The 24,721-nt window shown below is 71.1% G+C and carries 28 protein-coding genes; 13 read left to right on the top strand and 15 right to left on the bottom strand.

From position 1 onward, the window contains the following. The first annotated feature begins 54 nt into the window (after positions 1-54). On the top strand, positions 55-1,563 hold the full coding sequence (locus tag Aiant_RS43045; RefSeq protein WP_189330389.1) for a M1 family metallopeptidase: 1,509 nt from the start codon (positions 55-57) through the stop codon (positions 1,561-1,563). A gap of 161 nt (positions 1,564-1,724) precedes the next feature. After that, positions 1,725-2,708 (top strand): hypothetical protein, encoded by a 984-nt coding sequence (locus Aiant_RS43040; protein WP_189330388.1) that lies wholly within the window; start codon positions 1,725-1,727, stop codon positions 2,706-2,708. A 192-nt stretch (positions 2,709-2,900) separates the two neighbouring features. Here the strand turns inward: Aiant_RS43040 and Aiant_RS43035 are convergent, their stop codons facing one another. Next, the gene (locus Aiant_RS43035; RefSeq protein WP_189330387.1) at positions 2,901-3,440 is read right to left on the bottom strand and encodes an NUDIX hydrolase; all 540 of its coding nucleotides are present in this window, start codon (positions 3,438-3,440) and stop codon (positions 2,901-2,903) included. Between the two features lie 165 nt (positions 3,441-3,605). Here Aiant_RS43035 and Aiant_RS43030 point away from each other — a divergent pair, with 165 nt between their 5' ends. Continuing rightward, positions 3,606-4,319, top strand: coding sequence for a VOC family protein (locus Aiant_RS43030; protein ID WP_189330386.1), 714 nt, complete (start codon positions 3,606-3,608; stop codon positions 4,317-4,319). Positions 4,320-4,351: 32 nt separating this feature from the next. On the opposite strand, the gene Aiant_RS43025 is transcribed toward Aiant_RS43030, so the two are convergent. After that, positions 4,352-5,170 (bottom strand): HEAT repeat domain-containing protein, encoded by an 819-nt coding sequence (locus Aiant_RS43025; protein ID WP_189330385.1) that lies wholly within the window; start codon positions 5,168-5,170, stop codon positions 4,352-4,354. A 62-nt stretch (positions 5,171-5,232) separates the two neighbouring features. On the opposite strand from Aiant_RS43025, the gene Aiant_RS43020 reads away from it, so the two are divergent. Then, complete coding sequence (locus Aiant_RS43020) at positions 5,233-6,354, top strand: epoxide hydrolase family protein (protein ID WP_189330384.1); 1,122 nt, start codon at positions 5,233-5,235, stop codon at positions 6,352-6,354. A gap of 31 nt (positions 6,355-6,385) precedes the next feature. On the opposite strand, the gene Aiant_RS43015 is transcribed toward Aiant_RS43020, so the two are convergent. Both Aiant_RS43015 and Aiant_RS43010 read right to left on the bottom strand, forming a co-directional pair. After that, positions 6,386-7,183: a thioesterase family protein gene (locus Aiant_RS43015; RefSeq protein WP_189330383.1), complete on the bottom strand. Its 798-nt coding sequence runs from the start codon at positions 7,181-7,183 to the stop codon at positions 6,386-6,388. Between the two features lie 9 nt (positions 7,184-7,192). After that, the gene (locus Aiant_RS43010) at positions 7,193-8,374 is read right to left on the bottom strand and encodes a thiolase family protein (RefSeq protein WP_189330382.1); all 1,182 of its coding nucleotides are present in this window, start codon (positions 8,372-8,374) and stop codon (positions 7,193-7,195) included. A 75-nt stretch (positions 8,375-8,449) separates the two neighbouring features. On the opposite strand from Aiant_RS43010, the gene Aiant_RS43005 reads away from it, so the two are divergent. After that, positions 8,450-8,992: a TetR/AcrR family transcriptional regulator gene (locus tag Aiant_RS43005; RefSeq protein WP_189330381.1), complete on the top strand. Its 543-nt coding sequence runs from the start codon at positions 8,450-8,452 to the stop codon at positions 8,990-8,992. 101 nt (positions 8,993-9,093) lie between these two features. Beyond that, positions 9,094-10,005: a hypothetical protein gene (locus tag Aiant_RS43000; protein ID WP_189330380.1), complete on the top strand. Its 912-nt coding sequence runs from the start codon at positions 9,094-9,096 to the stop codon at positions 10,003-10,005. Here Aiant_RS43000 and Aiant_RS42995 read toward each other — a convergent pair. After that, a complete protein-coding gene (locus tag Aiant_RS42995) occupies positions 10,002-10,850 on the bottom strand; it encodes an oxygenase MpaB family protein (protein ID WP_189330379.1) in 849 nt (282 codons plus the stop codon). The two genes, Aiant_RS43000 and Aiant_RS42995, sit on opposite strands and share 4 nt — an antisense overlap. A gap of 165 nt (positions 10,851-11,015) precedes the next feature. Between Aiant_RS42995 and Aiant_RS42990 the strand changes: the two genes are divergently transcribed. Then, positions 11,016-12,008: a TerC family protein gene (locus tag Aiant_RS42990; protein WP_189330378.1), complete on the top strand. Its 993-nt coding sequence runs from the start codon at positions 11,016-11,018 to the stop codon at positions 12,006-12,008. A 25-nt stretch (positions 12,009-12,033) separates the two neighbouring features. Here Aiant_RS42990 and Aiant_RS42985 read toward each other — a convergent pair whose 3' ends face one another. After that, complete coding sequence (locus Aiant_RS42985; RefSeq protein WP_189330377.1) at positions 12,034-12,786, bottom strand: VOC family protein; 753 nt, start codon at positions 12,784-12,786, stop codon at positions 12,034-12,036. A 40-nt stretch (positions 12,787-12,826) separates the two neighbouring features. Between Aiant_RS42985 and Aiant_RS42980 the strand changes: the two genes are divergently transcribed. Next, the gene (locus Aiant_RS42980; protein ID WP_189330376.1) at positions 12,827-13,141 is read left to right on the top strand and encodes a hypothetical protein; all 315 of its coding nucleotides are present in this window, start codon (positions 12,827-12,829) and stop codon (positions 13,139-13,141) included. Between the two features lie 67 nt (positions 13,142-13,208). On the opposite strand, the gene Aiant_RS42975 is transcribed toward Aiant_RS42980, so the two are convergent. Continuing rightward, positions 13,209-13,442 (bottom strand): abortive infection family protein, encoded by a 234-nt coding sequence (locus Aiant_RS42975; RefSeq protein WP_212846815.1) that lies wholly within the window; start codon positions 13,440-13,442, stop codon positions 13,209-13,211. A 329-nt stretch (positions 13,443-13,771) separates the two neighbouring features. Between Aiant_RS42975 and dapB the strand changes: the two genes are divergently transcribed. Beyond that, positions 13,772-14,497 carry a 4-hydroxy-tetrahydrodipicolinate reductase gene (gene dapB, locus Aiant_RS42970; RefSeq protein WP_189330375.1) on the top strand — a complete coding sequence of 242 codons (726 nt, stop codon included), beginning with the start codon at positions 13,772-13,774 and terminating at the stop codon, positions 14,495-14,497. Between the two features lie 48 nt (positions 14,498-14,545). On the opposite strand, the gene Aiant_RS42965 is transcribed toward dapB, so the two are convergent. The 4 genes from Aiant_RS42965 to Aiant_RS42950 all read right to left on the bottom strand — a co-directional run bounded on the left by Aiant_RS42965 (position 14,546) and on the right by Aiant_RS42950 (position 18,539). Further along, the gene (locus Aiant_RS42965; RefSeq protein WP_189330374.1) at positions 14,546-15,409 is read right to left on the bottom strand and encodes an RNA polymerase sigma factor; all 864 of its coding nucleotides are present in this window, start codon (positions 15,407-15,409) and stop codon (positions 14,546-14,548) included. Then, positions 15,399-15,707: an antibiotic biosynthesis monooxygenase gene (locus Aiant_RS42960; RefSeq protein WP_189330373.1), complete on the bottom strand. Its 309-nt coding sequence runs from the start codon at positions 15,705-15,707 to the stop codon at positions 15,399-15,401. The genes Aiant_RS42965 and Aiant_RS42960 overlap by 11 nt, the downstream gene beginning before the upstream one ends. Before the next feature lie 220 nt (positions 15,708-15,927). Continuing rightward, positions 15,928-17,193: an MFS transporter gene (locus tag Aiant_RS42955; RefSeq protein WP_189330372.1), complete on the bottom strand. Its 1,266-nt coding sequence runs from the start codon at positions 17,191-17,193 to the stop codon at positions 15,928-15,930. Beyond that, positions 17,190-18,539: an MBL fold metallo-hydrolase gene (locus tag Aiant_RS42950; RefSeq protein ID WP_189330674.1), complete on the bottom strand. Its 1,350-nt coding sequence runs from the start codon at positions 18,537-18,539 to the stop codon at positions 17,190-17,192. Before Aiant_RS42950 ends, Aiant_RS42955 begins: the two co-directional genes overlap by 4 nt. Positions 18,540-18,620: 81 nt before the next feature. Between Aiant_RS42950 and Aiant_RS42945 the strand changes: the two genes are divergently transcribed. Then, positions 18,621-19,277, top strand: a complete 657-nt coding sequence (locus Aiant_RS42945; RefSeq protein ID WP_189330371.1) for an ArsR/SmtB family transcription factor — start codon at positions 18,621-18,623, stop codon at positions 19,275-19,277. A 209-nt stretch (positions 19,278-19,486) separates the two neighbouring features. On the opposite strand, the gene Aiant_RS42940 is transcribed toward Aiant_RS42945, so the two are convergent. From Aiant_RS42940 to Aiant_RS42930, 3 genes are all read right to left on the bottom strand, one after another. Beyond that, positions 19,487-19,693 carry a helix-turn-helix domain-containing protein gene (locus Aiant_RS42940; protein ID WP_189330370.1) on the bottom strand — a complete coding sequence of 69 codons (207 nt, stop codon included), beginning with the start codon at positions 19,691-19,693 and terminating at the stop codon, positions 19,487-19,489. Positions 19,694-19,897: 204 nt separating this feature from the next. After that, entirely contained in the window at positions 19,898-20,410 is a 513-nt protein-coding gene (locus Aiant_RS42935) for a DUF402 domain-containing protein (RefSeq protein WP_189330369.1), read from the bottom strand. Positions 20,411-20,614: 204 nt separating this feature from the next. After that, positions 20,615-21,688 (bottom strand): glycoside hydrolase family 11 protein, encoded by a 1,074-nt coding sequence (locus tag Aiant_RS42930; RefSeq protein ID WP_212846813.1) that lies wholly within the window; start codon positions 21,686-21,688, stop codon positions 20,615-20,617. Between the two features lie 341 nt (positions 21,689-22,029). Here Aiant_RS42930 and Aiant_RS42925 point away from each other — a divergent pair, with 341 nt between their 5' ends. After that, positions 22,030-22,344: a hypothetical protein gene (locus Aiant_RS42925; protein WP_189330368.1), complete on the top strand. Its 315-nt coding sequence runs from the start codon at positions 22,030-22,032 to the stop codon at positions 22,342-22,344. Between the two features lie 172 nt (positions 22,345-22,516). Next, a complete protein-coding gene (locus tag Aiant_RS42920; RefSeq protein ID WP_189330367.1) occupies positions 22,517-23,251 on the top strand; it encodes a maleylpyruvate isomerase family mycothiol-dependent enzyme in 735 nt (244 codons plus the stop codon). Positions 23,252-23,254: 3 nt separating this feature from the next. On the opposite strand, the gene Aiant_RS42915 is transcribed toward Aiant_RS42920, so the two are convergent. Continuing rightward, positions 23,255-23,788, bottom strand: coding sequence for a DUF6817 domain-containing protein (locus Aiant_RS42915; protein ID WP_189330366.1), 534 nt, complete (start codon positions 23,786-23,788; stop codon positions 23,255-23,257). Between the two features lie 86 nt (positions 23,789-23,874). Between Aiant_RS42915 and Aiant_RS42910 the strand changes: the two genes are divergently transcribed. Further along, positions 23,875-24,609 carry a class I SAM-dependent methyltransferase gene (locus Aiant_RS42910; protein WP_189330365.1) on the top strand — a complete coding sequence of 245 codons (735 nt, stop codon included), beginning with the start codon at positions 23,875-23,877 and terminating at the stop codon, positions 24,607-24,609. Positions 24,610-24,721: the final 112 nt, after the last annotated feature.

The raw sequence follows: 24,721 nt of genomic DNA, 5'->3' as shown, positions 1-24,721 counted from the left end.
ATCTTCGATAGGTTTTGGGCCGACTGCTCTAACCCCATCGGAGGGAGTTCGACCGTGCGACGACTGCTAGTGGCCACCCTCGCCACAGCGTTGACGCTCGCCGGCACCGGCGTCGCGGCTCAGGCACACCCCAGGCTCGCGCCCAGCCCCGGCGGACCGGGAATCGGCGACAACTACTACCCGGACTACGGCAACAGCGGATACGACGTGTCGCATTACGACATCCGGCTGCGCTACACCCCGGCAACCGACAAACTCACCGGCACCACCACGATCCTGGCCACCGCCACCCAGGACCTGAGCCGGCTCAACCTCGATTTCGTCCTGGACGTCTCGTCGATCCAGGTCAACAACCGGCCGGCCACCTTCGCCCGGGAGGGCGACCACGAGCTGGTCGTCACCCCGGCCCGCACCGTGACCAAGGGCGGGGCGCTGACCATCGTGGTGCAGTACTCCGGCGTGCCGTCGACCAAGGTCGCCGCCGGGTTCACCGCCTGGGCCCGCACCACCGACGGCGCGCTCGCCGTCGGTGAGCCGGAGATCGCCTGGTGGTGGTACCCGAGCAACGACCACCCGGCGGACAAGGCCACCTTCGACGTGTCCGTGTCGGTGCCCACCGGCGTCGAGGCGATCAGCAACGGTGTGCAGCCGCGCCCGCCGGTGCAGGAGACCCTCGGCTACACCCGGTGGAGCTGGCGGTCGCTGAAACCGCAGGCCACCTACCTGACGTTCCTGACCATCGGGCAGTACGACATCACCCAGGACACCACCGCGGACGGCTCGCAGGTCTACAACGCGTACTCGCAGCTGCTCAGCCAGGACTTCCGGGACGCCGCGCAGGCCAGCGTGGAACGCACCGCGGAGATCACCGACTGGGAGTCCACGGTGTTCGGGCCGTTCCCGTTCGAGGCCCGCGGCGGCATCGTCGTGCCGCCGAACACGCTCAACTTCGCCCTGGAGAACCAGACCCGGCCGAACTACTCCTCCGGGTTCTTCCGCCGCGGCTCGAACACCTCGGTGATCGTGCACGAGAACGCCCACCAGTGGTTCGGTGACTCGATCTCGGTGCGCACCTGGCAGAACATCTGGCTCAACGAGGGCTTCGCCAGCTACGCCGAGTGGCTGTGGTCAGAGAAGAACAACGAGGGCACCGCCCAGGAGATCTTCGACTACCTGTACGCCACCTACCCGGACGACGCGGCGATCTGGACGACCGCGCCGGCCGACCCGGGTGTCGCGGAACTGTTCGGCGACGCCGTCTACGACCGGGGCGCGATGACGCTGCACCAGCTGCGGCTCGCGGTCGGCGACGACGCCTTCTTCGAGATCCTGCGCACGTGGACCGCCGAGCACAAGTACGGCAACGCCACCACGGAGCAGTTCACCGCGCTCGCCGAGAAGGTCTCCGGCAAGGACCTGGACGCGCTGTTCCAGGCGTGGCTGTACACCCCGGCCAAGCCGGTGGTCGCGGCGTCGCTGGCCCGGGCCGCGAAGACGGCGCCGGTGGCGCCGAAGTCGTGGGCCCAGATCAGCCAGACCCACGCCCTGCTCCAGGAGCACTGACCTGCGGGTGTGCCCTTTCCTCACGGTCCCGCGCGAGGAAAGGGCACACCCGTTTTCGGTACGCCCGGAGCAGGCTCGCAACCGCAGCACCTCGGCACCGCGTGAACCCGGTCGTGCCGCCGGCAACGGTTTTTGTCATACCCGCGGCCTAGGGTTCCGTTGTGTACTTCATTCAGCGCTGGCGTGAAGAGACGCCGCTCGGCAAGCGGGTGACCGCGGTCCCCGGCGTCACCGTTCTTGACTGGTTCCGGCAGGGCTGGCAGCAGGACGACCCGGAGAAATGGTTCGGTGATCAGCTCGACGGCGATCCGTACGGTCTCGAGTCGATCTTCGAGCGGGCGCGGGAGCACGATCTGCCCCGGCCCGAGACCATGGATCAGCTGCGGGAGCTGCTGGTCGAGCACCTGTGGGTGGAGTCCGACGACGACCCGCGGGTCGGCTGGCACACCGTGCGGGTGCGGACCAACGACGACGAGACCGACCTGGCCTATTACTTCGTCGACGACGAGACCGCGGTGGACTATCCGGAGACGTTCGCGTTCGCGTTGCACGACAGCTGGCCGCTGCCCGGCGACGCGGTCGACGCCGATTTCGCGTTCGACGTGCCGGTGCAGGCGGTGCCGGCCGCCGGGCCCGGTCCGGGGGCGGTGTTCTCGGTCCGGCTGAGTTTCGAGGATCGGGGCGGCGGGACCAATCTCGACCTCGACGGCGCGGTGATGTTCCCCGGGGTGACGTTGCCGGGGCTCGCCGCGCACTTGCAGGGCATCACGGACGCCGAGGCCGGCGGGTGGCCGCATGACGCCCAGATGCTGCGGGCGCTGGCCGGGCCCGGTGACCGGGAGATCGGTGCGGCGCTGGAGCGGTTCGCCCGGCTGGGGGGCTACGAGCCGGCGCCCTGGCGTCTCGCGCAGATGGCCGCGCACGCCGCGGCCCACCAGCGGGCGCTGGAGGTGCTGAGCGACGAGCCGCACCCGCGGACGCTGGTGCGGCGGGATCCGCACATCGTGCAGGTGGCCCGCTACATCGACGACTTCTGGGGTTATGACCAGTGGTTCCTGTTCGACTCGCACTGGGCGGCGGCGCATCCGCTGCTGGCCCGGTCCCTGCTGCGCTGGGCGGCCCACTGGGATCCCTGCGAGTACTGACGCCGGCGACCGGCGCGGGCACTCATGGCGGCCGTGCTCATGGGATCCCTGCGAGTACTGACGCCGGCGACCGGCGCGGGCACTTCATGGCGGCCGTGCTCAGCAGCCATGGGTGCCCGCCGGGACCGCGGCGTGCGGAGGCACTCCGGCTCTGCGGGGCCCGGTGCCGGGAAGGCCGGCTAATTGCCGGCGTCAGCCGGGTAGCGCCTGACCGCAGCGCGTGCTCTCCCCGGCGGGCGCGCTGTCGCCGATCGTGTGCATGGGTTCGGCGATCCACGGGCCGGCGTCGTCGGTCACCGCGAGGCTCAGGCATCGTTCCTGATGAGCAGGCAGGGGCGGCATCGCGTTCGCCGCGAACCAGCCGACCTCGACCGACTCGTCGTCGTTGACCCGGGCCTCGCCCTCGACCAGCCGGCAGCGCAGCCCGATGGCGAGCCAGTAGACCTGGTCGCCGTTGGGTGCGACGGACAGGTCCAGCGCCTCGACGCTGAGGAGCCGTTCCACCCGCACGCGGACACCCGTTTCCTCGAACACCTCACGCAGGGCACCGTCGGCCGGCTGCTCGCCGGGCTCCAGGCACCCGGTCGGGAGAGCCCACTCACCGCTGTCCGACCGGCGAACCAGCAGCACCCGGTCCCCCTCGTCGAGCACGACGGCGATCACGCCGCTCAACGGCAGCGGAGCGTGTCCGATCGTGGAGCGCAGGGCGACGACAAACTCGGGTACGGGCATGTGAGCCACCCTATGGGCAGCCCCTCCGCTGTTTGGGTTTGCGATGGTGCCTCCCGCGGCCGGTCGGCGAATATCAGGTGTGGCCGCCGCCGTCACGACCTACGCTCTCTACCGCTCAGCGGACCAGACGCCGCTCCCAGCGGGCGGTCGACGATCGGGGATGTCATGGCTTGTCGGCTGTTCGCCGTGTGCTTCGAGGCGCACCAACCGGTGCGCCTGGCGCAGTTCTGGGCCTGCCTGCTCGGACGGGACGTCGTCGCGGATGCCGGCGGAGCGCTGCTGCCCGGCGGGGACACCCAGCCCTGCCTGCGGTTCGTGGCGAGCCGCGCGCGGCGGACCGGGCAGGACCGTCGCCTGCACCTGCACCTGACCAGCTCGGGCCCCGCCGACCAGCGAGACGCGGTGGCGAAGGCGCTGCGACTCGGGGCCCGCCACCTCGACGTCGGGCAGCGCCCGGAGGAGGAGCACGTCGTCCTGGCCGACCCCGAGGACAACGAGTTCTGTGTGATCGAGCCGGGCAACACGTTCCTCGCCGGGTGCGGCTTTCTCGGGGAGGTCGCCTGCGACGGCACCCGTGAGGTCGGTCTGTTCTGGAGCGCGGCGCTGGGCTGGCCGCTGATCTGGGATCAGGACCAGGAAACCGCGATCCAGTCCCCGCACGGCGGTACCAAGATCGCGTGGGGAGGCCCGCCCGTGACACCGAAGCAACGGCCGAACCGGCAGCGTTTCGACCTCGTCCCGGCGGTTCCCGGTGAGCGACTGTCGGAGGTCGACCGGCTGGTGCCCCTCGGCGCCACCGAGCTGGAGGTCGCCGCGGACGGCACCGTCGTGCTGGCCGACCCCGATGGCAACGAGTTCCGCCTGCTGCCCTCCCGATGAGCCGGCGGGCCCACGCCGCCGCGCTCCGGTCCTCACGGGCCGGTCAGCCGGGGATCTCCGGTGCGGTCGGCGAGCAGGGACAGCGCCTCGGCGAGCAGGCCGGCTACCTCGTCCGTCTCCGGCGCGGTGGCCAGCGCGTCCACCAGGGGCTGCACCGCCCGGGGCTCGCCGAAGCCGGCCAGCGCCCGCAGGGCCTCCGCGCGCGTCACCGCGTCGTCGTCGCCGACCCGGGCGAGCAGGGCCTCGCGGACCTGCGCGGTGTCCCGCCCGGCCTGGTACAGCCCGAAACAGGACCAGTCGCGGACCCCGGCGTCCGGGTCCGCGGTCAACGCGACCAGGTACCGCAGCGCGTCGTCGTCGGCGCCGGCGAGCGGGGCCAGTGCGATGGCGACCGACCGTCGCACCTCGGCATCCGGATGCGTACGCCACGCGCCGAGGGTCGCGACCGCCCGCGGATCGGCGAGATGCCCGAAAGCGACGGCGATCGCCGCCCGCACCCCGGCGTCGGTCTCGGTCGCGGCAAGCTCGAGCAGCAGCGTGCCGGCCGGTGTCCGGAACGGGCGCTGCTCGCGGGGCACGGCGACGGCCGCGCCCTGCGCCGTGAGCGTGACCGCGCCCAGCTGGCCGAGGATGTCCGCGCCGAGCTCCCGCCGGACCGGGTCGGCGTCCGCGCACAGCGACCGGGCCGCCTCGAACGTCTCCCGGTCGCCGCGCAGGTGCAGGAACGCGGTGTACTCCGGCCGGCTGTCCGCGTCGACGGCGAGCGCCGCGGCCACGAGATCGGCGACCGGCAGGCCGCGCAGCAAGACCTCCCCGCCGTCGGTGACGAGGGTCGCGGCAGTCCAGCTCATAGTGATCGACGGTAGCGTGATTGAGGACCGAAACTGACCTGAGCGGTCCCTAGCGTGGCCGCATGACCAACAGCAACCCGGACCTTCGCCCGTTCCGTATCGACATCCCGCAGGCACAGCTCGACGATCTGGCCGCCCGGCTGGGCAACACCCGGTGGCCGGACGAACTGCCCGGGGTCGGCTGGAGCCGCGGAGTTCCCGTCGGATATCTGCGGGAGGTCGCCGACTACTGGCGCACCGGCTACGACTGGCGGGCCCAGGAGGCGGCCATCAACCACTACCCGCAGTACACGACCACCATCGACGGACAGGACCTGCACCTGCTGCACGTGCGCTCGCCCGAGCCCGGCGCCACGCCGCTGCTGCTGCTGCACGGCTGGCCGGGCTCGATCGTGGACTTCCTCGACGTCATCGGGCCGCTGTCCGCCGTCGGCTTCGATCTGGTGATCCCGTCGCTGCCGGGGTTCGGGTTCTCCACCCCGCTGGCCGGGCCGGGACTGAACGCGGACCGGATCGCCGGGATCCTCGCGGCGCTGATGGGCCGGCTCGGCTACGACCGGTACGGCGTGCACGGCTACGACTGGGGCGCGTGGATCGGCGCCCGGGTGGGCCGGCAGGACCCGGAGCGGGTTCTCGGCGTGCACCTGACCGCCCTGGTCACCGTCCCCGCCGGGGTGCCCGGGGAGATGGACGCTCTCAGCGCGGCCGACCGGCAGCGCTGGCAGCGCGTGCTCGACGCCAACGACGGCTACTTCCGGTGCAACAGCAAACGCCCGCAGACCGTCGGGTACGGGCTGACCGACTCCCCGGCCGGCCAGCTCGCCTGGATCGTCGAGAAGTTCAAGGAGGAGACCTACCCGGAGCAGGCCTTGCCGGAGGACAGCATCGACCGTGACCGGATCCTCACCGACGTGTCGATCTACTGGCTGACGGGCACCGCCGTCTCCTCCGCCCAGGTCTATTACGAGGAGATCTCCGCGACCGCGCCGGGCGTCACCGAGCGGGGAACCGTGCCCACCGGCGTGCTCGTGTCACGCCAGGACACCACGATCCGGGCGTGGGCCGAGCGGGAGCACCACGTCGTGCACTGGACCGAACTGGACAGCGGCGGGCATTTCCTGGCCATGGAGATGCCCGAGACGCTGGTCGGCGACGTGCGGACGTTCTTCGCGAAGCTGCGGTGAGCGTGCTGCGGGCGTACCGGAAACGGGTTTTCTAGAGGCGGACCGCGGCCAGCTGGGTGGCCTGGGCGACCAGCGCGCCCTTGCTGTCCCAGAGCAGCGCGGTCTCGTCCATCCGGCCGCTGGTCACCTCGGCCGCGCGCATCGTCATCCGCAGCGGGCCCGGCGCCGGCAGCCGCCGCAGGTACGCGGTGAGGCTGAGCGTCGGCGCCCACCCCGCGATGCCCAGCGTCAGCGACACCGGCGGTGTCGGGTCGAGGGCGACCAGCAGGCTCAGCGGATCCCAGTCCGCGCCGTCGGCCAGCCGCAGATGGCCGCTGACCAGGCCGTCGGTGGACGGCTGACCCATCGCGAAACTGAGACAGGCCGGGTCGAGGCGGTGCTCGACGACGTCGAGCAGGTGGACCGGGAACGCGGCGCCGGGCGGGTTCGACGGCAGGTGCAGGCACTCGTCCTCGGCCGGCAGGTCCGGGGCGGGCAGGCCGGACCACCACGGGGCCGCGTCGTCGAGCACACCCTGGGTGAGCAGGGACTCCGCGCACGGTTCGCCGTCCTGGGCGAGCCGTGCGCGGTACTGCGCGGCGCCGCGGCCGGCCCGCAGCAGCTCCACCGCGATCGTGGCCGGGCCCGGTTTCGGCGGCCGCAGGAACGTCGTGGTCATCGCGACCGGGTGCGGGTGGGTGCCGCCGGCCGCCGCGGCGACGGCCCGGGCCACGACCGCCATCAGGTAGCCACCGTGCAGCTTGTCGCCGACAGCCCACTGCGGATCCAGGTCGGCGCGGAACCCGCCGTCGGCCGGGTGGACGGCGGTCGCGTCGGTGAAGCTGTGCATCACGACACTTTAGAGCCGCTCGATGATCGTCGCGTTGGCGGTGCCGCCGGCCTCGCACATGGTTTGCAGGCCGTACCGGCCGCCGGTGCGCTCCAGCACGCCGAGCAGCGTGGTGGCCAGCCGGGCGCCGCTCGCGCCGAGCGGATGACCGATGGCGATCGCCCCGCCGTCGGCGTTGACCCGGGCCGGGTCGGCGCCGGTCTCGGCCAGCCAGGCCAGCACCACCGACGAGAACGCCTCGTTGACCTCGAACGCGTCGATGTCGGCCAGGCTCAGCCCGGCCCGGCGCAGGACCTTGGCGGTGGCCGGGATGATCCCGGTGAGCATGTGGATCGGGTCGTCGCCGGTGGCCACCGCGGTGTGGATCCGGGCGCGCGGGCGCCAGCCGTGGCGGGCCGCCGTCTCGCTCGTGGTGATCAGCAGGGCGGCGGCGCCGTCGTTGACCGGGCTGGAGTTGCCGGCGGTGACCTTCCAGTCGATCGGGCCGAACCGCTGCTCCCACTGGCCGGCGGCGAAGCTCGGGCGCAGGGACGCCATCGCCGCCGGGCTGGTCTGGGGGCGTACCGTCTCGTCGGTCTTGAGGTCGGTGAGCGGCGCGATCTGCGCCGCGAATCGGCCCTCGTCCCAGGCGCGCGCCGCGTTGGCGTGGCTGAGCAGGGCGAAGTCGTCGAGCTGGGTGCGCGACAGGCCCCACTTGCGGGCGATCAGCTCGGCGGCGACACCCTGCGGGATCAGGCCGCCGGGGTAACGGTCGGTGATCAGCGGGCCGCCGACGTCGGCGCGGACGCCGTCGACGCGGGTCTGGCTGCCGATCGGGACCCGGGACATGGATTCGGCGCCGGAGGCGATCACGATCTCGTACGCTCCGGAGATCACGCCCTGCGCGGCGAAGCTGAGCGCCTGCTGGCTGCTGCCGCACTGCCGGTCGATGGTCACGCCGGGCACCGACTCGGGCAGGCCCGCGGCGAGCGCGGCGAGCCGGGTGGCGTTGGCCGACTGCTCCCCGACCTGGCCGACGACCCCGCCGATCACGTCGTCGATGGTGGCCGGATCCAGGCCGGGCGTGCGCTCGAGCAGCGCGCGCAGGATGTGGGCGTGCAGGGTGACCGGGTGCACGCCGGCGTAGGCGCCGGTCGGTTTGCCCTTGGCCACCGGGGTGCGTACCGCGTCGACGATGACGGCGTCTCGCATGGTCTCCTCCTTGACGGACCGATCGGTCCGACACTAGCAAGGTGGCGGACCGAGCGGTCCGTTACTCTGGTCACCATGCCTCGCACGCCGGCCCCGGGAACCCGCGACACGATCCTGCGCGCCGCCAGCGGCCTGTTCTACCGCCACGGCGTCCGCGCCGTCGGGATGGCGCAGGTGATCGAGGCGGCCGGGTGCGGAAAGAATCTGCTGTACCGGCATTTCCCCAGCAAGGCGGACCTCGCCGCGGCCTATCTGAGCCTGGTCCGCGGCGAACGTGACCGGTCGATCACCAGGGCCCTGGACACCGCCGCCGATCCTGGCGAGCGCCTGGTCGCCCTGGTCACCGAGGTCGCCGAGCTCGTCCGGGATCCGCGGTACCGGGGGTGCGCGTTCCGCAACTATCTGACCGAGTTTCCCGGGGACGACGACGAGCCGGCGCGGATCGCGCGGGCGTATCTGGCCGACACCCGGGCCCAGGTCGACGACCTGGTCGCCGCGCTGGGCCGGCCGGGCACGCTCGCCGACCGGATCTGGCTGATCATCGGCGGGTTGCACGGCGGCGCGCCGGAGCAGGGACCGGTCGCGGTGGCCTGGGTCAGCGAGCTCGTCACCGCCTGAGCGTGGCGCCGGTTGTCGTACTGCCGACCCGGCCGACGCTGTCGCATCGTGCCGATGGTGAGTAACGTGGCCGCCGACTCGACGCATCGGCGGTAGTCGGCATGGCACCGGAACGAGAGCCGGGCGGTCTGCCCGATCTGCAACGCGCCGCCACCTACGCCGGCGTCGCGTTGACCGTATTCACGCTGCTGAAGGTCTACGCGGTGGCCTATTTCTCGGTGACCACGGCAGCAGCCCTGCTCACCACCGCCCCGATCAACGTGTTCCTCACGTCGATGGTGTCGGTCAGTTATCAGCTCTTCCCGCTGCTGGCGCTGGCACTGCTCGCCTACGCCGCCGAGGCGTGGCGGTCCAGCGGACTCTCCACCACGGTGATCTCGGCCCTCGGGGTGGCGGCGGTCGCGGTCTGCGTGTCGCCGTGGGTGTACCTCTGGCAGGTGACGCTGTTCGTTGTCGGCGTCAGGCTGAGCCTGTTCGTTCTCGTGCTGGCCAGCGACGCCGTGGCGACACTGCTGCAGCGACCGGCACGGTTCCGGCCCCGCGTCGCCGTGGCGGTGCGGCAAGCGGCAGCACGACAGTGGCGACGCCTCATCACCCTCCGGATGCTGCCGCCGACCTTGCTGATCGCCGTGCTGGCCATCCTGCTGCAGACGATGACGGATCTCTGGTTGCCGGCCGAGGTCGTCGTCTATGCGCAGGGGTCGCCCTGCGCCATGACGATCGCCGCGGACGTGATCCGGGCGCCTGGCTGCCGCCAGGTCGTCGGCCACGTGCTCAGTGACACGGGTCCGTGGACGAGCGTGGTGACCGCCGGCGACCGACGATTGCACCGCATCCCGACCGACGGGATTCGATATCGGGGGATCTGTCATCTGACCGGGGTCCAACTCTCCGGTGCCCGGCCGCTGCTCTGGGTCGTGGAACGGCGCCGGTACACGTCGCCGAACCTCTCCTGCGAGCGACTGTCCGCGACCGTGCAGGGCGCTGCGGTGGACCCCGGTTCACTTCCCTAGTCCGGTCGGCGCGCCGCTCCGGGCCCCAGCTCGCTGATCTCGTAGCCGTCCGGGTAGCTTTTGGCCTTCAGCCCGTCGGCGAACCGCGGCACCCGGCGTGGCCTGCCGACATGGCGCAGGGCCAGGGCCCGGCCGCGCAGCCCCAGATGCACCCCGGCCCGGATCGGCCAGGACGGGACCGGCACCCCGGTGGCGGCCCGCAACCGGTCGTCGTAGAGCGCGCTGAGCATCTTCTCGCCGAGCCCGCCCGGTTTGACGAGCAACGCCCGGGTGGCCCGCTCGATGGCGGCGGCCGCTTCGTTCGGCACCAGGTGCTCGGCGTCGTAGGCGTCGAACCACGACTCCAGCTCCGCCAGATCATCGGGGATCCCGGTCACCCGCATCCGCCGGCCGAGCTCGGCATAGAACCGGAACGTCGAGCGCCGCTCATGACAACACGGCCGGCGCCACGCGTACCGATCCAGCCAGCGCAGCGGGATCACCACACAACAGGCCAGCACGTACCGGTACTCCTCGGCCGGCATGTCCCGATACGGCCGGTGGATCTCGTTGATCCGGCGGATCGCGGCCCGGCTGCGCGGATGGTCCAGTCCGTTGAGGATCAGTTCGTACATCAGCAGGCCGGTGTCGTCGCGCCGTTTCTGGGTCCGCTCGGTCAGCTCCCCCGTGCCGGCCAGCACCGCCGCCACCGCCGGCGTCGAGAACGACCGGTTGAATCCCAGATTCAGCCCCACCTTCATGTCGAACGGGAACTCCACCAGCACCATCTGCCGATAGATGTCCTCGAATGCCACATCCGGGTCGAGCGCCTGGATCCGCCGCAGATTGTCGTACCGGTGCCGCATGGGTCACCACCTTAAACATCGCGTCGGATTCCCGACCCCGGCGGTGCCGTGCCGTCCCAGTGGATAAATAGCGGCTGATGTCCGGCGGGGTTCCTCACCCGGCAGATCTCTGGGACGCTGCTGGTGGTTCCCCGTCGCCGTGGTACTGCTGGGAGGTTGCCGCCCGTGGAGATATCCGGCTGGATGTGGACGGTCACCCTGGTCGGGCTCGTCGGACTCGTGCTGGTCGACCTGGCGATGGTCGGGCGCCGCCCGCACGAGCCGTCGCTGCGCGAATGCACCGCCTGGGTCACCGGCTACATCGTCCTGGCGCTGCTGTTCGCCGGCTTCCTCGGGCTGCACTCCGGCGGCGAGGCCGCCGGGCAGTACCTGGCCGGCTGGCTCACCGAGTACAGCCTCTCGGTCGACAACCTGTTCGTCTTCGTGATCATCATGTCGCGGTTCCGGATCGAGCGTCGCTTCCAGCAGAAGGTGCTGCTTGTCGGGATCATCCTGTCGCTGCTGCTGCGCGGCGCCTTCATCGCCCTCGGCGCCGCCGCGATCAGCCGCTTCACCTGGGTGTTCTACATCTTCGGCGGCTTCCTGATCTACACCGCGATCCGGATCTTCGGCTACGACAACGACGAGCCGGAGTACACCGAGAACCTGATCATCCGCTGGGCCCGGCGCGTGCTGCCGATGACCGGCACCTACCACGACGCCCGGCTGACCACCCGCGACGCCCGCGGCCGCCGCCGCCTCACCCCCCTGATCGTGGTCTTCATCGCCATCGGCACCACCGACGTGATCTTCGCCCTGGACTCGCTGCCGGCCATCTTCGGCCTCACCGACCAGCCATACCTGATCTTCACCGCGACCGTGTTCGCCATGATGGGCCTGCGCCAGCTGTACTTCCTGCTCGGCGGCCTGCTCGACCGCCTGGCCTACCTGTCGGCCGGGCTCGGCGTGGTCCTCGGCTTCATCGGCGTGAAACTGGTCCTGCAGGCCTTGTCCGAAAACAATCTGCCGTTTCTCAACGGCGGGCGGCCGGTCGGGTGGGCACCGCACATCAGCATCGGGGTGTCGCTGTCGGTGATCGCCGGGACGCTGGCGCTGACCGCGATCGCCTCCCTGATCAAAGCGAAGCTGTCCGCGTCCACCACGGTGCCGCACCGCTGACGGCCGGGCCCCCGGCGATCCGGACTCAGCGCTCTTTCTCAGGCGGGGCGAGGACGCAGAACTCGTTGCCTTCCGGATCGGCCAGGACCACCCAGGAGACGTCGTCGCCCTGCCCGACATCGGCGGGCGTGGCGCCGAGGCCGCGCAGCCGGGCCACCTGCGCCGCCTGGTCCTCACCGCGACCCGGCACCACGTCGAGATGCGCCCGGTTCCACCAGCGGCGCTCCCCGCGCACCCGCAGGAACTCCAGATACGGCCCGCTCGCCGTGGCCGCCCGCAGTCGCGCGTAGTCGTCGGTCACCTCGTGCGGGGTCCACCCCATCGCCGCACCCCAGAACCCCGCCATCGCCCGCGGGTCCGCACAGTCCACCACGATCGCCGCGATCGGCCCGGTGTCCCGGTAGACCTCCCGCGGCTCCAGCACACAGAACACGTTCCCCTCCGGGTCGGCCAGCACCGTCCACGGGACATCCCCCTGCCCGATGTCGGCGGGCTTCGCGCCGAGCCCGACGAGCCGCTCCACCAGCTCCTGCTGATGCTCGGCCGACCTGGTGGCAAGGTCGACGTGTACCCGGTATCCGACCGTCTCCGGGTCCGGCACCTTGATGACGTCGACACAGACCGGCGCGTCCGGCAGCGTCCAGTCGAAACCCACCGGCGCCACACTGGTCGCCCCGGGAACCGACCGGGCCACCCACCCGAGCGCCTGCGCCCAGAACCGCCCGAGCCCTGCGTCGTCGCCCGCCTTGACGTTCACCTGAACCAGCCGCAAACCCATGCCGTCCACCCTATGCAGCGGCCCTGCTAGGTTCCGCCCCGTGGACTGGTATTGCGTACGAGCCGTCTTCGCCTTCGACGGCGTCTACGAGGAGCGGATGACCCTCTGGCAGGCCGCCGACTTCACCGCCGCGATCACCCTGGCCGGGCAGGAAGCCTCGACCTACGCCGCCGAGCTTGACGGTGGTGAGTTCACCGGCCTGCTCCAGGCCTATGCGCTCGACGACCGACCCGGACACGGCGCCGAGGTCTTCTCCCTCATGCGCACGAGCCCTCTATCAACCGACGACTACCTCAGCACGTTCTTCGACACCGGTGCCGAGCGGCAGAATCCCGTCGACCCTGGGTCGCGGTAAGAAACGTGTCACCAGATCCAAACGGTGATGACCGTGACGTAGTCCGGCTACCGCTGAGCGGACGTGCTCACTCGGCTCCTTTCCGCCACGGAGCCTTTGGGTCGGCGAGCGTGTCGAGGATCAGCTGGCACCAGGTGAAGGCCGCGTTGACGGCCAGGTGTCCATGGCGGGCGCCCAACCCAGCGGGTGCGCTGGCCGGTCCGTGGCCGGTGCCGTAGCCGCGGTTGCGCAGTTCTGCCAGGCCGATGGCGATGCTGGAGACCGGTACTCGGTTGACCTGGTTGATGTCGCTCCAGTCCACCGCCTCCAGGTACTCCTGGGTGAGGGTTCGTCAGGAGCTGCTGTCCTGGCAGATGGAGTCCGGGTTGGGTGCGAACAGCTCGTCTTGGAACGCCGCGCCGACTTCGCCGAGCGTGCTGCCGAACGGGATGACGGCCAGGGCGAGCAGGCCACCGATGATGGAGAGGGTGGTGTAGCTGTGGCGCCGTGCTCTACCGGATCCGCAGCGTAGCTCAAACCCGTCGCGCTCGGGCCAGAGAAGCGTGGGGCCTGCCGGCAACCGACACAGTCGTGCGAGATCTGCTCCAGCCGGACGCATGAGCCGGAACGCCCAGCCTAGAGTGGGTCGCCGTGACACAGCAGCGAACGGGCATCCGCGTCGTGGTCCTCGGGGCCCGGGGCCGAGTCGGCAGCCAGATATGCCAGGCCATCCACGCCGCGGCGGACCTGCACCTGGTGGAGGACCTCGGCGACGCCGAGGTGGCCGTGGACTTCACCACCCCGGACGCGGTGATGGGCAATCTGCAGCGATGCATCGACCGCGGCGTCCACGTCGTCGTCGGTACGTCCGGGTTCGATGAGGCCCGCCTGGACCAGGTGCGGTCCTGGCTGGCTGACCGGTCAGGCCTGGGTGTCGTCGTCGCGCCGAACTTCGCTGTCGGAGCAGTGCTGATGACCGAGTTCGCCGAGCGGGCGGCCCGCTATTTCGACTCGGCGGAGATCGTCGAGATGCATCACCCGAACAAACTCGACGCCCCGAGCGGCACCGCCACCCACACCGCGGAGATGATCGCCGCCGGGCGGGCAGCAGCCGGCCGGGGCGCGATGCCTGACGCCACCCAGGACAAGACTGGTCCCGCGCGCGGCAGCGAGGTCTACGGTGTCCGCATCCACGCCGTCCGGGCTCGTGGCCTGCTCGCGCACCAGCAAGTGCTGTTCGGCAGCGCCGGGGAGACGTTGACGTTGCGGCATGACTCGCTGGACCGGTCGTCGTTCATCCCCGGCGTACTGCTCGCCGTACGCGCCGTCCCGGACCGCCCCGGTCTGACCGTCGGACTGGGCCCTCTGCTGAGTTGATCGACCGGATCACCGGCGGACCACCAGCCTGCCCGGGGCGGTGACATCTCATCCGGTCAGGGCAGGGCAGGCCTGCTGCAGTGCCTGCCACACCCGGTCGGGCGCCCGGAACCGCGGCCCGGACCGGTATCCCTCGGCTATGGCGCATGCCAGATCGAGCTCGCGGGCTGCCTCGGCAAGGGTGTCCGCGGGTATGGGCGCGTGCGCGCCGGGCAGGATGCTGAAGACCGGCCGGCGTGGGTCGAGGATGCCGTAGGCGATGCTCGAGTCGATCTGCCGATCACATCGGCACGGGTGTTCGGCCCGGATCAGTCCGCACCGGTCGGCGATGATGCCGCGCATGACGCCGCGGGCACGGGCCAGTCGCTGCCGGAACGCCGCGGGGCTGATCTCCAGAGCCTGGGCCCCGTCGACGTCGGCGAGACCGATCAGGTCGCCGAGCAGGTACGCCAGCCGCAGCGGCCGGGACAGCGCCAGCAGCATGCCGTAGGTGCAGGCCAGCCGGACCTCCCCGGCGAGCAGCCGGTACTCCGCCTCGTCGTGGTGCGTGAACGGCTCCGGCGCCAGGTTCCGGTCGATCCAGTCGGCGAACGGCTCAGGACCGGCGACGCTGACCTCCACGGGGCCCCGTACGGTGCGCAGCAGATGCCGGGACGCGATCGTGTACACCCAGGTGGTCAGCTTCGACCGGCCTTCGAACTCGGCTAGATGGGTGATGACCAGGATCAGGATCTCCTGGGTCGCATCAGCGGCGGCCTCCGGGTCGGAGCAGAACCGCAACGCCAGCCGGTAGACCAGGTCCTGCAGATTGCGGCACAGCTCCTCCAGCGCCCGGCCGTCACCGGTGACGGCCCGGCGGGCCAGACCCTCCAAGTCCGGCCCGCCGCCCTGCGGCACCGTCTCAGGAGACACGGTGGTCGCCCGCGAAGAGGATTTCGCCGTGCTCCATGGCGACGACCTCCTTGATGTACGCGAACGCGGCCCGGCACTCCGGCAGCTCGAAAATCACAGCGGCCGCCTCGTCGGCCTGCGCCCGGCTGGCCCACCGCACCACGTCCAGCCAGGTCCGCTCGTCCAGACGTACCAGATGCAAGGCCTCGAACCCCTCGAACCGGTCCCGCAGCGCCCTCAGCATGGCAGGACGCGCGTCCAGCATCGCATCCACGTCTTCAGGGTCCACGGTGAACCGGGCCAGCTCCATCGCCGTCATGATCGACTCCTTCCGCCGCCGGACGATCCGGTGACAGCAGATGAGAGATCATCAAAGCGCCTGCTGTGACATGTCATGGATGTGACCCCAGTCATAGAAGGTTCGTGACGGTGACGAAGAACGGCCGCCGGCGCCGCTGAATACCTGGGAGGGCCATGACGACGGCCAGGGTTCGCTGTTGCGTCGCCTGCCCGGGACCTGGCCGTGGTGGGCAGGGAGATCATGAGGCGCTGGTGTCCGTGCTGGGACGGGGGTGGGTTTCGTACATGCGCGTCCAGGCCAGCAGGCCGGAGGCGGCGGTGAGGGCGGCGACGACCCAGATGGCGGCGTGGATGCCGGCGAGGTCGGCGATGATCCCGGCGAGCAGGGCGCCGGCGGCGAAGCCGCCGTCGCGCCACAGCCGGTAGATCCCGACGGCCCGTGCCCGCCAGGCGGGGTGGGCGACGTCGCTGATCGAGGCGAGCAGGGTCGGGTACACCGCGGCGGTGCCGGCGCCGAGCAGCACGGCCGCGCCGGCCCAGGCGGTGAAGCCGTCGGCGAGCGCGATCACGGCGAGGGCGGCGGCTTGGGCAAGCATGCCGGCGACGATGAAGGGTTTGCGGCCGTAGCGGTCGGACGCCGGGCCGGTGGCGAGTTGCCCGAGGCCCCACACAGCCGGGTAGAGGGCGGCCAGGGCGCCGATCTGGGTCAGCGACAGCCCGGCAGCGGCGAACAGGATCGGGAACAGGCCCCAGGCCAGGCCGTCGTTGAGGTTGTTGACCATGCCGGCTTGGCTGGCGGAGGACAGGGCCGGTTCGCGCCAGCCGGCCAGGGCGAACACCTGCCCGGTCGACAGCTGACCGCTGTGCGGGCCGGCGGTGTGGGTGGCGGCTTCGTGTCGGGCGTGGCCGCGCGTCTCGCGGACGAGCACGGCCGACAGGCCGAGGCCGAGGGCGATGTAGGTGGCGGTGAGCAGGAACGGCGCCGGGCGCAGCCCGTAGGCCGCGGCGAGGGCGCCGGTGGCCATCGCGGTCGCGGCGACGGCGAGGTAGCCGGCGGCTTCGTTCAAGCCCATCGCGAGGCCGCGGCGGTGCGGGCCGGCGAGGTCGATCTTCATGATGACGGTGGTGGACCAGGCCAGCCCTTGGTTGATGCCGAGCAGCACGTTCGCCGCGACGATCCAGCCCCAGTTCGGTGCCCAGATCAGCATGGCCGGGATCGGGATCGCGACCGCCCAGCCGGCGAGCAGGACCGGTTTGCGTCCGTACTTGTCGGAGAGGGTGCCGGCGAAGAAGTTGGTGGCGGCCTTGCTGACGCCGAACGCGAGGATGTAGGTCAGTCCGGCGGTGTAGGCGGCCAGGGCGAACTCGCGGTCGGCGAGCAGCGGCAGCACGGTGCGTTCGGAGCCGAGGACACCGCCGACGAGGGCGTTGACCACGACCAGCAGGCTGAACTGGGCGGCGTTGACCGCCAGGCCCAGCCGGGGCGTCGTGCCGGTGGTGGTCATGAGCCCTCCCGCAGGCGGCGGCCGGTTGCGGTGGCCCAGTCGTCGGGCCCGCCGGTCAGCACGGCCAGGTCGCGGCGGCCGGTGCGCGCGAGCAGGGTGGCGGCGGTCATGGCCCGTTCGCCGTGCCCGCACATCACCACCGCGGGCCCGGCCGGCACCGGGTTGCCGGTGGTAGGCAGCCGGCCGAGCTCGACGTGGACGGCGCCGGGCAGGTGCCCCCCGCCGTATTCGTTCGCCTGCCGGACGTCGAGCACCGGTGTGTCGATCTGATCAGGGCGGACCAGGCGGGTGGTGGTGAGCGCACCGGTCCAGGCGTTCATGCCGCCGGCGAGTTCCCCGGCCAGGCGCTCGAAGCCGATGTTCAGCGCAGGCCACAGGATGTCGGCCGGGTCCTGGTCGGGGTTGCGCACGATCGCCACCGGGGTCTCGGGGCTGACGAGCCAGCCGAGCCAGGTGGCGAACTGTGCGCGCAGCGGGATCGCGATCGCGCCGGGGATGTGCCCGGCGGCGACGTCGGTGACCGGCCGCACGTCCACGATCACCGCCCCGTCGGTGAGCAGCCGGCGCACCTGGCCCGCGGACAGCTGCGGCAGGGCCGGCGTGGTGTCGATGACGGCGGGGCCACGCCGGTTGGTCTCGGCCAGCCACCGGAAGTACGCCGGGTAGGAGCCGAGCGAGCCGATGAGCTGCGCGACGAACGCGTCGGCGTCCGGCACGGCCAGCAGCGGGTTGCTGGTCTTTTCCGCGCCGATGGTGCTGGTGCGGGCGGCGCCGGGCGGGGCGGAGCAGAACGAGCCGGCGCCGTGGGTGGGCCACACGTGGGTGGCGTCGGGCAGCGTGGCGAGGCGGTGCACCGACGCGTACTGCGCACGGGCCAGCTCGGCGGTGCGGTCGTCGCCGAGCAGGTCGGTGCGGGCGGCGGAACCGACGATCAGCGACCCGCCGGTGAACACGCCCACCGGCGCCGGGCCGTCGAGCAGCAGGAACGACAGATGCTCATCGGTATGCCCCGGTGTGGCGAGGGCACGCAGGGTGAGCCCGCCGAGGTCCACGTCGTCGCCGTCGGCCAGGCCGCGATGCTCGAACGCGCGCATCCCTGCCGCCGACGCCAGAATCTGCGCGCCGTCGGTCGCCGCCAGCTGCACGGCGCCGGAAAGGAAGTCGGCATGCAGGTGTGTGTCGGCCGCCCACGCCACCGTCAAGCCGCGCTTGCTCGCTGCGGCCCGCAGCGCCCGCAGGTCCCGGGGCGCGTCCACGGCCAGCGCCCGGCCGTCGCCGGTGTCGAGCAGGTAGGCACTGTTACCCAGCCCCTCGTCCACCAGCGGGATCAACCGCGCCTGCTGCATCTGCACCACACCCTCCCGACCCGGGACGGCGGATCCCGCCCACAGCTACTACAATATTCCACAGAATATTGGAGGATGGTCATGGCTGATCCGGTTGCCAAAGCTGAGCTGTTCGACTCCCTCGCCCGCGTCGGCAAGGCCCTGGGTAGCGGCAAGCGCCTGGAGCTGCTGGACCTGCTGGCGCAGGGCGAACGCAGTGTCGAGCACCTCGCCACCGCGGCCCGCCTGGGTCTGAGCACCTGTTCGGCGCACCTGCAGGCGCTGCGCCAGGCCGGGCTCGTCGCGACCCGCCGCGACGGCACGAAGATTCACTACCGGCTGGCCGGGCCGGACGTCGCCGCCCTCTACGCCTTGCTGCGTGACGTCGCCGGCGCCCGCAACGCCGAGGCGGCCGCCGCCCGTGACGCCTACCTCGGCCCGGACGACACCGAGGCGGTCGACCGCGACGAGCTGCGCCGCCGCCTCACCGCCGGTGACGTGATCGCCGTGGACGTGCGCCCGGCCGAGGAGTACGCCGCCGGGCACATCCCTGGCGCCGTCTCCATCCCCCTGGACCAGCTTGCCGAGCGGATCACCGAACTGCCCGCCGACGTCGAGGTCGTCGCCTACTGCCGCGGCGCCTACTGTGTGCTGTCCCACGAGGCGGTCCGGCTTCTCGCCGACCACGGCCGTCCCGCGTTCCGGCTCGCCGACGGCATGCTCGAATGGCGCCGCGACCAGCTGCCGATCGCCGCGTGACACCCATCGTTCTCGACGGCGGCGACCGCCGCTGCTGGAACCTGCGCCGCCTGATCACCGCCGTGCCCGCGGGCGCGGTCGTCCACCTGATCGCGACGGATCCGGCCGCACCGCTGGACCTGCCGGCGTGGTGTCACCTGACCGGCCACGCCCACCTCGGCCCGGCGCCCGCCCGACCTCCGCGGTGCCGGTGGCTGACGCGGCGGTGCTCACTGATCCGAGCTCGCCGTGGAGGCCTGCGCTAGCCGGCCCATGACCGTGTCCATGGTGGCCAGGGACTGCTCCACCTGCTCGGGCGGCAGCCCGGCGAACCGGTAGGCCGAGTGCCGTTCGTACCCGGCGGTCACCGCGCTGCCCTGATCGGTCAGTTGCACCAGCAGCGCCCGCCGGTCCTCCGGAGGCGCGGTGCGCCGCACATGATCACTGGCCTGCACCCAGCGCGAGACGGCTGGTCATGTCGAGCTGGGCCTCGCTGTACGGGGCCACTGGGTCCAGAACAGCGGGTCAGGCCGCGCCGGTCGGCGTCGGTGAGCTGGTCGGCGTTCCTTACCGGCACCCCGACCCGGGCTGACGGCCATCGCAAAACCCCAGGAGAACGCTTCCTGGACAACCGTCCCGGGCTACGTGTCGAGGTGTTCCCACCCCGGCACGACGGGAAGCCCGGCCAGGGCCGCAATCGCGCGCGGCGGAAAGTCGGGCCACCGGTCCCGCCGCGTGTCGTGGCGCCGGTTGAGGTGCCGGTCCAGGAACAACTGGGTCCGGCGCAGCCCGTCCACGCCGTCGGCCGCATCGAGCTCACCAGCCGCGATCGCGTCGGCATACTCGTCGAGGTCGAGCACCCGGTAGGGATGCTCCGGCGGCCCGACGATCACGTCGATCCAGTTGTCGTCGACGTGCACCGTGTGCCCCTCGTCGACGACCCGGACCAGGTCGCAGTACCACCAGCCACGCTGCTGCTCCGGAAACGTCGCCGGCTGATTGATCTGAAACCCGGTGTCCAGCAGCACAAAGCTGCGCTGTACATAATCGACGCCGTGGGCCGTGAACCCCCAGTCGTAGACCACTGCCTGCCCGTCGCGATAGCCACCAGCCCGGACACGCCCGTCCCGGACCACCGTCACACCAGTCGGCATCCGCCGATGGTCCCAGATCCCCGGCCCACCCCGCAGGGACGGCGCCACATGGATTATTGGATTGCCATTACCGGTAATCCGATAATCGACCGAGACGCCAGAAACGGACAAATTTCCACTACACCATAGTGACAGTTATGTTGTATGTCAGGACTTCACCGTGCCGGGTCAGGCGTCTCCTGACCCGGCACGGGTGGGATAGAGCTAGCTGCAGGCTGCGCCGTTCAGGGCGAAGCCTGTCGGGGCGGCTGCGTTGCCGCTGTGGTTGGCCTGGAAGCCGATCGTGGTCGAGCCACCGGGCGGGATGGAGCCGTTGTAGCCGACGTTCGTCGCGGTGACGGCGCCGCTCGACGGGGAGTACGTGGCGCTCCAGCCCGAGGTGATGGTCTGGCCGGACGCCAGATTGAACTTGAGCGACCAGCCGTTGATGGCGCTCGATCCGGTGTTGGTGATGGTGATGTTGTCCGTCAGCCCGTTGTTCCAGGCGTTGACCGAGTTGGTCACCCGGCACGCGCCGGGGCCGCCGCTGGGCGAGCTCGGGGAGACCGGGGGCGACGAGGGGGGCGACTGCGACGGGTTCGAGCCCTCGCTCACCGTGATGTTGGAGCTGACGTTGCTCTGGTAGCCCTCGGTCGCCAGGATCTGGTAGTCGTGCGAGCCGAGGTTCAGGCCGAGGTTGCGCCACGCGTTGAAGTGGTTGGCGGTGGTTATGGTGCCGCCGGTGCGGTGCTGCTGGCGGACGCTCCAGTACTGGTAGAACGTCGCCGTGCCGATGATGGACGGCTGGTTGACCCGCTGGGTGCGGTAGATGTCGTACGTGCTGCCGTCGGTGGTCACCGAGCCGAGCCGCTGGGCGCCCGTGCTCGGGTTGTAGTTGCCGAAGTTCTCGACGACGTAGTACTCGATCAGCGGGTTGGTCGTCCAGCCGTACAGGGCCAGATAGCAGTTGCCGCCGCAGTTGAACGAGCCGGAGTAGTTCACCGTGTGGGACGAGCCGGGCTTCCAGCCCTTGCCCACGACCGAGTTGTTGATCCCGTTCATCTGGACGCTGTAGCTGCCGCCGGCGCCCAGCGTCATGGTGACGTTGCCGCTGTCCTTCCAGTACGAGAAGAAGTAGCCGTTGTGCGTACCGGTCTGGTTGGACGTGATGGTGCGGTCGGCCTCGGCGTGGGCGACGCTGGAGAGCGTCACCGAGGCGGCGGCCAGTAGGACGGCACTGGCCGCGCTGATGATCAGCCTCGTGCGGGTGCGCCCGCGGGGGCGAGCAGTGGCGTTCACGCGCGTGGATCCTTCCTGGTGAGGGGGGACGGAGTGGCGCCGGCGGTGGAACCGGAGCAGACAGCCACGCCTGGTTATCTGACGAAGTCCATCAATGTGTGACGTGGCTGTCAATAAACTTCCGGAACTACCGCGAAAGAATCGCCCGAAGCAAGGCCAGGTCAGTCAGACGATCACAGGGAGAGGCGGCGGCGTGATGACCCATCCCGGGTGCATGTACCGAAAGTTTCGGCGCCACAAAGGCATACGGTTGAGATGTCGATTCCGCAAGCGCGTCACCTCTGCCGACGGCCGGCGAACGTGGTAGCGAAGTGGTGTCTTGGTGGGTCAGGATGTCCGGCATGGATCGGTACGAGGGTCGCTGCTGGCTGGACTGGTGGGCGAACTCCTCCACGCTTCTCGGCAGCGCGGCGGTGGACGTGGTCATCACCGCTTCCGACGCCGGGTGGGACGCCCGAGCCCGGTTGGTCAGCGACGATGACGACGAGCGTGACGGATTCGCGTTCCTCTGCGATCTTGACCCGGTCTTCACGTTGCGGTTCGAGGACGGCAGCACGATCCCCGTCATGGTGCAGGTGGGATCGAATGACCGGATCACGCTGGCGCAGTACGCCGGTCCGGCACATCGATCGATCGACCATCAGATCGTGGTGTAGACGGCACCACACCATCTCTCGCTCCGCCGGCCGATTCCCGGCGCGGAACATGGCGCAGGCCGCGGTGAGGCGCTTGGTACCGCCGCTCCGGATCCAGTGCGGGTGGCATGAGGGGCGGGACGGGGCTTCGGGCGTACGGAAATGGGGGGTGAAATGCGTAGGATCGGTGGGCGTGGAGTGGCTTGCACCGGAGCGGTATCTGGCGGCCATGGAGTCGGAGACGGCCCGGCTGGCGGCGGTGATCGGTGGGCGGGACCCGGGCGAGAGCGTGCCGGCCTGCCCGGAGTGGACGCTGCGGGACCTGGTCACGCATGTCGGGACCGGGCATCGCCTCGCGGCCGGGGTGGTGGAGCGGGAGGCGCGGACGTCACCCGGGTATGAGCTTATTCCGGCGCCGGATGCGGTGCGGCAGTGGCCGGACTGGCTGGTCAGCGGGTCGGAGCGGCTGCGGCGGGCGGTGGCGGAGCACGGGTTCGGCACCGAGGTGTGGACGTGGTCGCCGCGGTATCGCACGGCCGGGTTCTGGCTGCGGCGGATGCTGCATGACCTGGTGATTCACCGGTTCGACGCGACGCCCGGCGACGACTTCGAGATCGACGGCGACCTGGCGGCGGACGGGGTGGCCGACATGCTGCTGTGCATCGAGACGCTCAGCCGGTCCGGGGCGCGGATGGCGGGGGTGCGCGGCTCCGGCGAGACGTTGCTGTTCACCGACGGTGACCGGAGCTGGCAGGTGACGCTGACCCCGGACGGGGCGACCTGGCGCGACGGGGACGGGCCGGCCGACGTCGTCTGCCGGGCACCGGCCGCGCAGTTGCTGCTGATGCTGAACCGGCGCCGGGCGCCCGGGCCGGTCGACGGGGACCGGGAGCTGCTCGCACGGTGGCGGGAGCACACCCGGTTCTGACCCTCAGATGCCGGTCAGCACGCGCTGGGCCTCGTCGGCCACGTCCGGTGAGGTGACCAGGGCCCACCGGTCGAACAGGTCGTGGAAGTACGGGCCGTGTTCGGCCAGCAGCCGCGGATGGTGTTCGATCACGTCGAGCTCGTTGACGATGCTCAGGTCGACGAACGGCATCAGCTGCCCGCCGTCGAGCCGCACCGCCTCGCCGGTGAACCGGTCGTGCACGGTCGCGGTCTCGGCCAGCATCGGCCATGTCCGATCACGATCACACGCGCCGTACAGGTAGACCAGGGTTTCGGCGGGCTCGCCGATCACCGCGCGCAACCGGTCACGAGCGGTGAGCGCCAGTAGCGGGCGCGGGAAACCGTCGGTGCCGTAGGTCGCGTGGGTCAGCCCCGCCAGCTGCACATCGGGGCCGGCGCCCAGCTCGGCGAGCCGGTCCGCGACCCGGCACAGGTGCGCGTACAGGGTGCCGCCGGGATGCTCGATCGCCTCCGCGCCGTGCTCGCGCAGGAACGCCTTCGCACTGTCGAAGCTCATGGATGTCACGGTAGGCGTGTTCCGCCCCGGTTTCGATGTGATCTTCACACTTGCGGGCGGGATCGGTGCGGGGTTCGCTCGGGGGCATGGGACTTATCGCGTACGACGACGCGGACGCTGCCGCGTTCCAGGCGACCCGGCACCTGCCCGCCGACGCTCTCGCACCGTGGCGGGCGGCGATCACCCGGCACCTGGATCCGCGGCCCGGCATGCGGCTGCTCGACCTCGGCTGCGGCACCGGCAGCTGGACCAGGGCTTTCGGTACGTGGTGGCCGGACGTCACCGTCGTCGCCGTCGACCCGTCACCGGCCATGCGCGACCGCGCCGGCGGCACGGTGGTGCTGGCCGGCGACGCCGCGAGCATCCCGGCCGCGGACGGCAGCATCGACGCGGTCTGGATCTCCACGGTGATCCACCACGTGCCCGACCTGGCCGCGGCGGCCCGGGAGATCCGGCGGGTGCTCGCCCCGGGGGCCCCGGTGCTGATCCGCTCGGCGTTCCCGGGCCGCGGCGACGGGTTGACGCTGTGCCGGTACTGGCCGGAAACGATCGCGGTGCTCGACGAGCGGTATCCGAGTGTCGCGACGATCGCGGAGGCGTTCGCGACGGCCGGGTTCACGGTGGCCGGGCTGGAGCCGGTCACCCAGGTGTCGGCGCCGTCGCTGGCCGTGGCCGCCGACGGGCTGCGCAGGCAGGCGCACACGCTGCTGCAACTGATCAGCGATGAGGCGTACGCGAACGGGGTTGATCGTCTGCGCGCGGCGGCGCGGACCGTGACCGGGCCGCAGACCGACACCCTCGACCTGCTCGTCCTGCGGTGACCCGGCGCGGTTTCGGCGCCGCCCTCGCGCACCGGTAGACCGCGGACGCTGGCAGGTGGTGGCCTGGTGCGCCAGGACGTGCGTGACCCGGTCGGCGCGGACCTGCCCGACG

The organism is Actinoplanes ianthinogenes (assembly GCF_018324205.1).
Classification (GTDB): Bacteria; Actinomycetota; Actinomycetes; order Mycobacteriales; family Micromonosporaceae; genus Actinoplanes; species Actinoplanes ianthinogenes.
The sequence above is the reverse complement of the archived record's forward strand: the minus strand, read 5'-3'. Positions and strand labels throughout refer to the sequence as shown.